Origin of the sequence: Streptomyces vilmorinianum (genome assembly GCF_005517195.1) — a bacterium.
Classification (GTDB): domain Bacteria; phylum Actinomycetota; class Actinomycetes; order Streptomycetales; family Streptomycetaceae; genus Streptomyces; species Streptomyces vilmorinianum.
On record NZ_CP040244.1, the window covers coordinates 551,063 to 560,000 of the forward strand.

Annotated in this window: 9 protein-coding genes; 6 read left to right on the forward strand and 3 right to left on the reverse strand. The window is 72.3% G+C overall.

The window, feature by feature from the left end:
• Positions 1-12: 12 nt before the first annotated feature.
• Entirely contained in the window at positions 13-2,163 is a 2,151-nt protein-coding gene (locus tag FDM97_RS02725) for a serine/threonine-protein kinase (protein ID WP_137988670.1), read from the reverse strand.
• A gap of 158 nt (positions 2,164-2,321) precedes the next feature.
• Between FDM97_RS02725 and FDM97_RS02730 the strand changes: the two genes are divergently transcribed.
• From FDM97_RS02730 to proC, 5 genes are all read left to right on the forward strand, one after another.
• Positions 2,322-2,648 (forward strand): SH3 domain-containing protein, encoded by a 327-nt coding sequence (locus FDM97_RS02730; RefSeq protein WP_137988671.1) that lies wholly within the window; start codon positions 2,322-2,324, stop codon positions 2,646-2,648.
• Positions 2,649-2,685: 37 nt separating this feature from the next.
• Positions 2,686-3,195 carry a hypothetical protein gene (locus FDM97_RS02735; RefSeq protein ID WP_137988672.1) on the forward strand — a complete coding sequence of 170 codons (510 nt, stop codon included), beginning with the start codon at positions 2,686-2,688 and terminating at the stop codon, positions 3,193-3,195.
• 336 nt (positions 3,196-3,531) lie between these two features.
• Complete coding sequence (locus FDM97_RS02740; RefSeq protein WP_137988673.1) at positions 3,532-4,326, forward strand: ABC transporter ATP-binding protein; 795 nt, start codon at positions 3,532-3,534, stop codon at positions 4,324-4,326.
• Positions 4,323-5,060, forward strand: coding sequence for an ABC transporter permease (locus FDM97_RS02745; RefSeq protein ID WP_137988674.1), 738 nt, complete (start codon positions 4,323-4,325; stop codon positions 5,058-5,060). The genes FDM97_RS02740 and FDM97_RS02745 overlap by 4 nt, the downstream gene beginning before the upstream one ends.
• Positions 5,061-5,144: 84 nt before the next feature.
• Positions 5,145-5,954: a pyrroline-5-carboxylate reductase gene (proC, locus tag FDM97_RS02750; protein ID WP_137988675.1), complete on the forward strand. Its 810-nt coding sequence runs from the start codon at positions 5,145-5,147 to the stop codon at positions 5,952-5,954.
• A gap of 16 nt (positions 5,955-5,970) precedes the next feature.
• On the opposite strand, the gene FDM97_RS02755 is transcribed toward proC, so the two are convergent.
• A complete protein-coding gene (locus tag FDM97_RS02755; RefSeq protein WP_137988676.1) occupies positions 5,971-6,558 on the reverse strand; it encodes a cysteine hydrolase family protein in 588 nt (195 codons plus the stop codon).
• 75 nt (positions 6,559-6,633) lie between these two features.
• Between FDM97_RS02755 and FDM97_RS02760 the strand changes: the two genes are divergently transcribed.
• Entirely contained in the window at positions 6,634-7,620 is a 987-nt protein-coding gene (locus FDM97_RS02760) for a GlxA family transcriptional regulator (RefSeq protein WP_137988677.1), read from the forward strand.
• On the opposite strand, the gene trpS is transcribed toward FDM97_RS02760, so the two are convergent.
• The gene (trpS, locus tag FDM97_RS02765; protein WP_137988678.1) at positions 7,587-8,585 is read right to left on the reverse strand and encodes a tryptophan--tRNA ligase; all 999 of its coding nucleotides are present in this window, start codon (positions 8,583-8,585) and stop codon (positions 7,587-7,589) included. The two genes, FDM97_RS02760 and trpS, sit on opposite strands and share 34 nt — an antisense overlap.
• Positions 8,586-8,938: the final 353 nt, after the last annotated feature.

Here is an 8,938-nt window from a genome sequence, read left to right on the forward strand (position 1 = left end):
AGGCCCCGGCCGTCACCAGGCGGCCGGGTCGCGCCCGTCCACGGCGAACACCGATCCGTCGGGCGCGGTCCCGAACACCCGGTCCCCGGCCACGGCCGGCGCGGGCACGGTGGTCGCGAACCCCAGCCTGCCGTCCCGCAGCCGCGGCTTCGTCTGCCCGAGCAGCGCGCCGCGCACGGTGTCGACGGCGAGCAGCCGCCCGTCGGAGGCGGAGAAGTAGAGCCGGTCGCCGGGGCCCGGCACCGGGACCGAGACGTTCGCGCTCGCGGTCTCCAGCTCCCAGAGCACACGGCCCTGCGGATCGGCGGTGTCCACGGCGGTCAGCACGCCGCTCGGCGTGAGCAGATAGGCGATGTCGCCGCGCAGCGCGATGCTCGGCTCGTCGAACAGATACGGCAGGGGGACGCGGCGGACGGAGCCGCGGGCGGGGTCGTAGCGGACGAGGGCGTCGGTGCGCAGCTCGTGATTGGTCGACGCGAGGATCGTCGTCCCGCCGGCGGTGGTGCCGACCGGTGAGAGCTGTCCCGTCAGGCGCTTCTGCCAGGCCACGTCGCCGGTGCGCGGGCGCAGGGCGGTGACGCGGGTGTGCCCGCCGTCGGCGGAGATCTCGGAGAGGGTCAGCAGCCCGGAGGCGGGGTCGAAGGGGCCCAGCTCGGGGACCGAGTGCCCGGTCAGGGGGCGCCGCCACAGCTGCCGGCCGTCGGCGGCGTCCAGGGCCCGGAGGGTGCCCGTTTCGCTGGAGAGCACCACGACGTCGCCTGCCGCCCGGCTGGACTCGGGGCGGGCGGTGGGGTTCTTGCGCCAGCCGGGGGAGCCGCTCGCGGCGTCGTACGTCCGCAGGTCGCCGGTGGCCGAGTCGGTGGCGAGCAGACTGCCGGCCAGCAGGGAGGGCGCCTCGGGGACGAACTCGTCGACGGGTCCGGGGCGCAGCCAGGTGACCCGGCCGGTCACGGGGTCGAGCCGGGCGGCGGCGACGCCCCGGCCCGAGCAGAAGACGGCGTCGGCGGCGTAGGCGCAGGAGGGCGCGGTCCGGTCGCCGTCCTTCTGCAGCGGGGTCTGCCAGCCGGCGAAGGTCTGGGCGGCCTCGGCGGCGCGCGGGTGAGCCGTGGGCGTCTCGCCGCCCGCGCGGAGCGCGGCGAGGACGCCGCCCGCCGTCAGGACGAGTACGGCGGCGACGGCGATCGGCAGGCGCCGGCGGCGCGGACGGGCCCCGGGGCGGGGAGCCGTGGCCCGTACGGGGGTGTCCGCGTCCCAGGCGGCCGAGGCCTCGGCCCCGTCCGGGGTGGCGGGCAGCGTGGGGGGCCGCCGCTGGGCCGGTATGAACGCCGCCGCCTCGTACGAGGGCGGCAGCAGCGCCGCCATGATCTCGGCCGGAGTCGGGCGCTCGGCCGGCTCCTTGGCGAGGCAGCGCGCGACGAGCGGGGCGAGCTCGGCCGGTACGCCCGTCAGGTCCGGCTCGTCGTGCACGACCTGGTACGCGACGATGTACGGGCTGTCGGAGTCGAACGGGCCGTGCCCGGTGGCCGCGTGCACCAGTACGGAACCCAGCGCGAACACGTCCGCCGCGGGGCCCACCTCGCGGGGCCGCTGGAACTGCTCGGGCGCCATGAAGGGCGGCGACCCGATCAGCTTTCCCGTCTCCGTGTGCAGTTCGCTGTCCATCGGCCGGGAGATACCGAAGTCGATGACCTTCGGGCCCGTGTCGGTGAGCAGTACGTTGCTCGGCTTGAGATCGCGGTGGACGACGCCGGCCCGGTGGATGTCGCGCAGCGCCTCCGCGAGCCCGGCCGTCAGGCGGCGCAGTTCGGCGGGGGACAGCGGCCCGTTCCGCTTCACCTGGTCGGCGAGGGTGGGGCCGGGGACGTAGAGGGTCGCCATCCAGGGGCGTACGGCATCGGGGTCCGCGTCCACCACAGGCGCGGTGAAGGCGCCGCTGACCCGGCGCGCGGCGGCCACTTCCTGGCGGAAACGGGCCCTGAACTCCGGGTCCTCCGCGTACTGTCCGTGCACCACCTTGACCGCGAGCCGCAGCCCTGAGGCGGAGGTGGCCAGATGCACCACACCCATGCCGCCCGCGCCGAGGCAGGCCTGGAGGCGGTACTCGCCCGCGTACTCAGGCTCTTCCGCTTCCCGGTCCGCTCCGGTACTGCGCAACGGCGGCATCGCCCACCCCCGTGTGGTTCCGCGTTGATTCCGCGCGCGTGCGCGACGCACGGAGCCTAGTCCATGGCGCACGGGATGTCGGTGGGGCTTGCTAGCCTGCGCGTCGCAGAGAGTGAATTTCAGCGGAGCGCTTTTGCGCCAACGGGGGGGAGGACACCATGGGTGTCGACGAGACGAGCGCCGAGACGAGCACATCGACGGCGGCCGCGGAGCTCGACGGGGTGACCACCATGAGCGTGGTGCGCTATCCGATCGCGCCCGGCTACCGCGTCAACGTCCGCTCGGGTCCGGGTACGCAGTACCGGATCGTGCGCACGCTGGCCGCCGGTGTGAGCGTGCCGATCTACTGCCAGACGCCGGGCGAATGGATCTCCGGCCCGTACGGCACGACGAACATCTGGGACAACATCGCGCCCGGAGAGTTCGTCTCGGACGCGTACGTGAAGACCGGCACCGACGGCTACGTCGCCAAGCGCTGCGGCTGACCCGCCCTACGGCGCCACGCCGGGGATAATCGACCCCGTGAGCGACGAAGACCAGACCGACAAGCCCAGCGGCCCCGCCGGCCCGCAGCCCGAGGAGATCCGTTTCTTCGGGACGACCTGGGTCGACCACAGCGGCGCCTACGCGCTGCGCCGCGTCGGCCTCGCCGTCGGGGCGCTGGCCGCCGCCGTGGCGGGCTGCTTCGTGCTGCGGTTCGCCTACCAGGGGCTGGAGATCGCCGAGGTCGGCGGCCTGGTGAACACGCTCGTGATCCTCATGTTCGCGATCTGCAGCGCCATCGCCTTCCGCAAGACCTGGGAGGGCTTCGTCCGCCGCCCGGCCGACCCGGCCCGCGACGAGTCGCTGCGCAGCCTGAAGATGATCGGCTTCGTCGGCTCGCTCCTCGCCTACGCCCTCCGCTGCGCCCTCGAGGCACCGGGCGAGAAGCTGCGCCGCACGGAGTACGAGACGTCCCGCGCCCAGTACGAAAAGCGCCGCGCGACCCGCACGGGCAACCCCTCGGCCCGCAAGAAGCCCAAGCGCAAGTAGCCAAGCCCCCCGACTCCGCCGCCGACAGCCGGCCGCGGGCCACCGCCGTCGTCTTCGGCTCCGGCCTGTGGACCTCGCGCATCGCCTCGACACCGCCGCACCGGCCATAGGGCCGGCTCGTCTGCGCCCTCGGTGGCCGCACCCGGCCCCTTCACAGGCACCTCCGCGACCGCCCCCGGCCCCGCCGGCACCCGCGTCCGCCTTCCGACCGCTGATCGTTCCGCCGGCGTCGCCTCTCGCGGCGCGGGCCACATCCGCACGCCCCCGTGACCGCCTCCGCGCCCACCCCCGCCGGAGTGCTTGACGCCCCGACCCCTCAGGCGCATTATTCAACGCATGATGAATTCTTCGGAAGGAGGCGCCCCGGCGGCGATCCGTGCCCACGGCCTCACCGTCGTACGAGGCGACCGCACCGTCCTGCGCGACCTCCACTTCTCCGTCCCGCCGGGCCAGATCACCGGCCTCCTCGGCCCCTCCGGCTGCGGCAAATCCACCCTGATGCGCGCGGTCGTCGGCACCCAGGCCAAGGTCACCGGCACCCTCGACGTCCTCGGCCACCCCGCGGGCGACCCCTCCCTGCGCTCCCGCATCGGCTACGTCACCCAGGCGCCCTCCGTCTACGACGACCTCACCGTCCGGCAGAACCTCGACTACTTCGCCGCCGTCCTCCTCCCCGGCCGCGCCCACCGCGAAGACCGCCGCACCGCGGTCGCCCGGGCCATCGACGACGTCGACCTCGCCTCGCACGCCGACTCCCTCGCCGGCCGGCTCTCCGGCGGCCAGCGCAGCCGCGTCTCCCTCGCCGTCGCCCTCCTCGGCACCCCGGAAGTCCTCGTCCTCGACGAGCCCACCGTCGGACTCGACCCGGTCCTCCGCCGCGACCTGTGGAACCTCTTCCACCGCATCGCCGACGACCGCGGCGCCGCGCTCCTCATCTCCTCCCACGTGATGGACGAGGCCGAACGCTGCCACCGGCTCCTCCTCATGCGCGAAGGCGAGATCCTCGCCGAGGACACCCCCGAAGCCCTGCGCCGCCGCAACGACACCGCCACCGTCGAAGAGGCCTTCCTCCACCTCGTCGACGCCGCCAACGCCCGCGAAGCCGTACGCCTTCAGGAGCCCCAGCGATGAACAGCGCCCGCACCCTCGCCACCGCAGCCCGCGTCCTGCGCCAACTGCGCCACGACCCGCGCTCGATCGCCCTGATGATCCTCGTACCGTGCCTGATGCTCTTCCTGCTCCGGTACGTCTTCGACGGCAGCCCGCAGACCTTCGACAACATCGGCGCCTCGCTGCTCGGCATCTTCCCGCTCATCACGATGTTCCTCGTGACCTCGATCGCCACCCTGCGCGAACGCACCTCCGGCACGCTGGAACGCCTGCTCGCCATGCCGCTCGGCAAAGGCGACCTCATCGCCGGCTACGCCCTCGCCTTCGGGCTCCTCGCCATCGTCCAGTCGGCCCTCGCCACCGGCCTCGCCGTCTGGTTCCTCGGCCTCGACGTCGTCGGCTCGCCCTGGCTGCTCCTCCTCGTCGCCCTCCTGGACGCCCTCCTCGGCACCGCCCTCGGCCTCTTCGTCTCGGCGTTCGCCGCCTCCGAGTTCCAGGCCGTCCAGTTCATGCCGGCCGTGATCTTCCCCCAGCTGCTGCTCTGCGGACTGTTCATCGCGCGCGACCAGATGCACCCCGTCCTCGAAGCGATCTCCAACGCGCTGCCGATGTCGTACGCCGTCGACGGCATGAACGAGGTCCTCCGACACACTGACGTCACCGCCGACTTCATCAGCGACGCCCTCGTCGTCGCCGGCTGCGCCCTGCTCGTCCTCACCCTCGGCGCCGCCACCCTCCGCCGCCGCACCGCCTGACCGCCCCTCGGACAACCGAGCCGCACAGGCCCCCACGGTGCGAGGATGGCGACACGTATCCCTTCCGGCGAGGTGAACAGAGCCATGACCCAGACCGTCGCAGTCCTCGGCACCGGCAAGATCGGTGAAGCGCTCCTCAGCGGCATGATCCGGGCCGGCTGGCGCCCCGCCAACCTGCTGGTCACCGCCCGCCGCACCGAGCGCGCCGAGGAGCTGCGCGCCCGCTACGGCGTCGAGCCCGTCACCAACGCCGAGGCCGCCAAGCGCGCCGACACCCTCATCCTCGCCGTGAAGCCCCAGGACATGGGCCGCCTCCTCGACGAACTCGCCCCCCATGTCACCGCCGACCGCCTCGTCATCAGCGCCGCCGCCGGCATCCCCACCTCCTTCATCGAGGAACGGCTCACCGCCGGCACCCCCGTCGTCCGCGTCATGCCCAACACCCCCGTCCTCGTCGACGAGGGCATGTCCGTCATCTCCGGCGGCAGCCACGCCACCCCCGAACACCTCGTCCACGCCGAGGAGATCTTCGGCGGCGTCGGCAAGACCCTGCGCGTCCCCGAGTCCCAGCAGGACGCCGCCACCGCCCTCTCCGGCTCCGGCCCGGCGTACTTCTACTTCCTCGTCGAGGCCATGACCGACGCAGGCATCCTCCTCGGCCTGCCCCGCGCCCAGGCCCACGACCTGATCGTCCAGGCCGCCATCGGCGCCGCCGTGATGCTCCGCGACAGCGGCGAGCACCCCGTCAAGCTCCGCGAGGCCGTCACCTCCCCGGCCGGCACCACCATCAGCGCCATCCGCGAGCTGGAGAACCACGGCGTCCGTGCCGCCCTCATCGCCGCCCTGGAGGCCGCCCGCGACCGCAGCCGCGAGCTCGCCTCCGGCAACGGCTGACCGGCCCGGCCCGCCGCTAGCCGGCCGCCGCCCCCTTCAGCACGTCCTCCGTCGTGACGACCCGGGCGAAACGCCCACCGTGCAGCGAGACCGCCGTCGCCCGGGTCAGCTCCTCCGCGGTCGCCGACCACCCGAACGGCCCGGCCAGGTCGAAGGTGTGCATGGCGTCCAGCGGAAACACCACGTCGTACCCGAGGTTCCCACCCATCCGCGCGGTCGTCTCGTTGCACATGTTCGTCTGGATCCCGACGATCACGACCTCTCCGATCCTCGCCCCCTTCAGCCACACGTCCAGCGAGGGCTCCCCGTAGAACGCCGAGTTCACCGACTTCCTCACCAGCAGCTCCGGCCCACCGCCCTTCCCGCGCCGCTCCTCGACGAAGTCCTTGAAGTCATTGCCCTCGGTGCCCGGCCGCAGCGGCGACCCCTCCTGCACGGAGTCGTGCCGCACGAACACGACCGGCCGCCCCGTCTCCTGCCAGAGGTCGATCAGGGCCGCGATGTTCTCCTCGGCGTCCGGGTTGTTCCGACGCCCCCAGAACTCGTACTCGAACCCCTTCTGCACGTCGACGACCACCAGCGCTGCGTTCTCCGCGATCTCCATGACCACGATCCTGCCGAGCACCGACGCCCTCTCCCAGGGGAGGAAAAGTCAACGATCGATGGTTTACTGCCACGCATGCGGCAGCAGCGCATCGCACTCGTCTCCTTCCCGGGGATCCGCGCCTTCGACGTCTCCGTCATCACCGAGGTCTGGGGCGGTGACCGCACCCCTCGCGGAGTCCCTCCCTTCGAACTCCGCCGCGTCGCGGCCGACCCCACCACCCCCATCCCGATCCGCGGCGGACTCACCCTCACCCCCGACCGCTCCCTCGACTGGCTCACCGAGGCCGACCTCGTGCTCGTCCCCGGTATCGAGAACCCCGACGCCGACGTCCCCGAGGCCGTACTCGACGCCCTCCGTACCGCGCACACCTCCGGCACTCCCGTCGCCTCTCTCTGCGCGGGCGCATTCGTCCTCGCCCGAGCCGGCCTCCTCGACGGCCGCCGCGCGGTCACCCACTGGCACCTCGCCCAGACGCTGGCCACCCGCCACCCCCTCATCACCGTCGAACCCGACGCGCTCTTCGTCGAGGACTCCGGCATCTGGACCTCCGCCGGCACCGCCGCCGGAATCGACCTCTGCCTCCAGCTCGTCCGCACCGCCCACGGAGCCGAAACCGCCGCCACGATCGCCCGCTCGATGGTCACCGCCCCCTTCCGCACCGGCACCCAGGCCCAGTTCATCGAGCACCCCACACCCCGCGCCGACCGCGACGAGGACGCCCTGGCCGCCGTCCGCGCCCACGCTCTCGCCCACCTCGACGAACCACACACCGTCGCGAGCCTGGCCGCCCACGCCGGCATGTCCCCGCGCACCTTCGCCCGCCACTTCCAGGCCACCACCGGAACCACCCCCCTGCACTGGCTCATCACCCAGCGCGTCGCCGCCGCTCAGAAACTCCTCGAACTCACCGACCACCCCCTCCCCGAAGTCGCCCGCCGCGCGGGCTTCGGCAGCGAGGTCACGATGCGCCAGCACTTCGCCTCGCACCTCGCCACCAGCCCGCGCGACTACCGCAGCGCCTTCCGTCACCCGGCCGGCAACAGCCCGATCGCCCGATAGGCCCTGTCCACCAACGGCCGTGCCATCCCCCGGGCCCGCTCGGCCCCATCCCGTAGCACCTGGTCCACATGCCCCGGATCGGCCGCCAACTCCGCGTGCCGCTCCCGCACCGGCCGCAGCAGCTCGACCACCGCGTCCGCCGTGTCCCTCTTCAAAGATCCGTACGACTCATATACACCGGCCAGGGCTTCCGGGTTCCCACCCGTCGCGGCGGCCAGCAGATCGAGCAGATTCGCCACCCCCGGCCTGGACTCGCGGTCGTACGCGACCTCCCGCCCGCTGTCCGTCACGGCGCGCATGATCTTCCGCCGCACGGTGTCCTCGTCGTCCAGCAGATAGACGATCCCGGCCCCGTTCTCGTGCGACTTCCCCATCTTCGAGCGGGGGTCCTGCAGATCCATGACCCGCGCCGCCACCTCGGGATGCGTCGCCTTCGGCACGGTGAACACATGCCCGTACCGCTGGTTGAACCGCACGGCCAGATCCCGGGTCAGCTCCACATGCTGCGTCTGGTCGTCACCCACCGGCACCTCGTCGGTCCCGTAGGCCAGGATGTCCGCCGCCATCAGCACCGGATACGTCAGCAACGACAGCCGCACACTCTGCCCGGCGACCCGCGCCCGCTCCCCCTTCTCCTTGTATTGGATCATCCGCCGCAGCTCGCCGTCCGTGGCCGTGCACTCCAGCAGGTACGAGAGCCGGGCGTGCTCGTCCACATGACTCTGTACGAACAAGGTGCACAGCTTCGGGTCAAGGCCTGCGGCCAACAGCAGGGTGGCCGCCTGCCGGCTGAGCCGCCGTACGCGGGCCGGGTCGTGCTCGACGGTCAGCGCGTGCAGATCCACGACGCTGAACAGCGCGTCGGACCGGTGCTGATCCACCTCGACCCACCGCCGTACGGCCCCGAGGTAGTTGCCCAGCGTCAGATGCCCGGTCGGCTTGACCCCGCTGAAGATGCGCTTCATCGCGTTCGTTCTCCCTCTCTCCTGTGCGCCGACCCGTCGGCCGCACTCCCGGAGGGGGATACGCGAACGGCCGCCGAGGCGGCGGCCGCTGAGTGCATGCGTCAGTCCGGGCCGCCGTCAGGCGGCCCACCACTGAGTCGTGCGCGCATGCGTAGTCACACCCAGAGGGTACGCCCGAGGACGAGGGTTGACATGGGATTCCTCGATCCGTAGTGTTCTCCGAGTTGTCCGACGTGAGCACCGACTCCGGTCGGCCCCGGACAGCCATTCCGCAAGATCCATTAGAAGCTGACGGTGCTTCATCGCGCCGTCGTGCTTTCCGTGCGTTTTTGCGAAATGAGGAATCCGCGTTC

What these genes read in the sequence shown, in the direction of transcription:
- FDM97_RS02725 (WP_137988670.1), bottom strand. Translation starts at nt 2,163, where the DNA reads ATGCCGCCGTTGCGCAGTACCGGAGCGGACCGGGAAGCGGAAGAGCCT.
- FDM97_RS02730 (WP_137988671.1), top strand. Translation starts at nt 2,322, where the DNA reads ATGGGTGTCGACGAGACGAGCGCCGAGACGAGCACATCGACGGCGGCC.
- FDM97_RS02740 (WP_137988673.1), top strand. Translation starts at nt 3,532, where the DNA reads ATGATGAATTCTTCGGAAGGAGGCGCCCCGGCGGCGATCCGTGCCCAC.
- FDM97_RS02745 (WP_137988674.1), top strand. Translation starts at nt 4,323, where the DNA reads ATGAACAGCGCCCGCACCCTCGCCACCGCAGCCCGCGTCCTGCGCCAA.
- proC (WP_137988675.1), top strand. Translation starts at nt 5,145, where the DNA reads ATGACCCAGACCGTCGCAGTCCTCGGCACCGGCAAGATCGGTGAAGCG.
- FDM97_RS02755 (WP_137988676.1), bottom strand. Translation starts at nt 6,558, where the DNA reads ATGGAGATCGCGGAGAACGCAGCGCTGGTGGTCGTCGACGTGCAGAAG.
- FDM97_RS02760 (WP_137988677.1), top strand. Translation starts at nt 6,634, where the DNA reads ATGCGGCAGCAGCGCATCGCACTCGTCTCCTTCCCGGGGATCCGCGCC.
- trpS (WP_137988678.1), bottom strand. Translation starts at nt 8,585, where the DNA reads ATGAAGCGCATCTTCAGCGGGGTCAAGCCGACCGGGCATCTGACGCTG.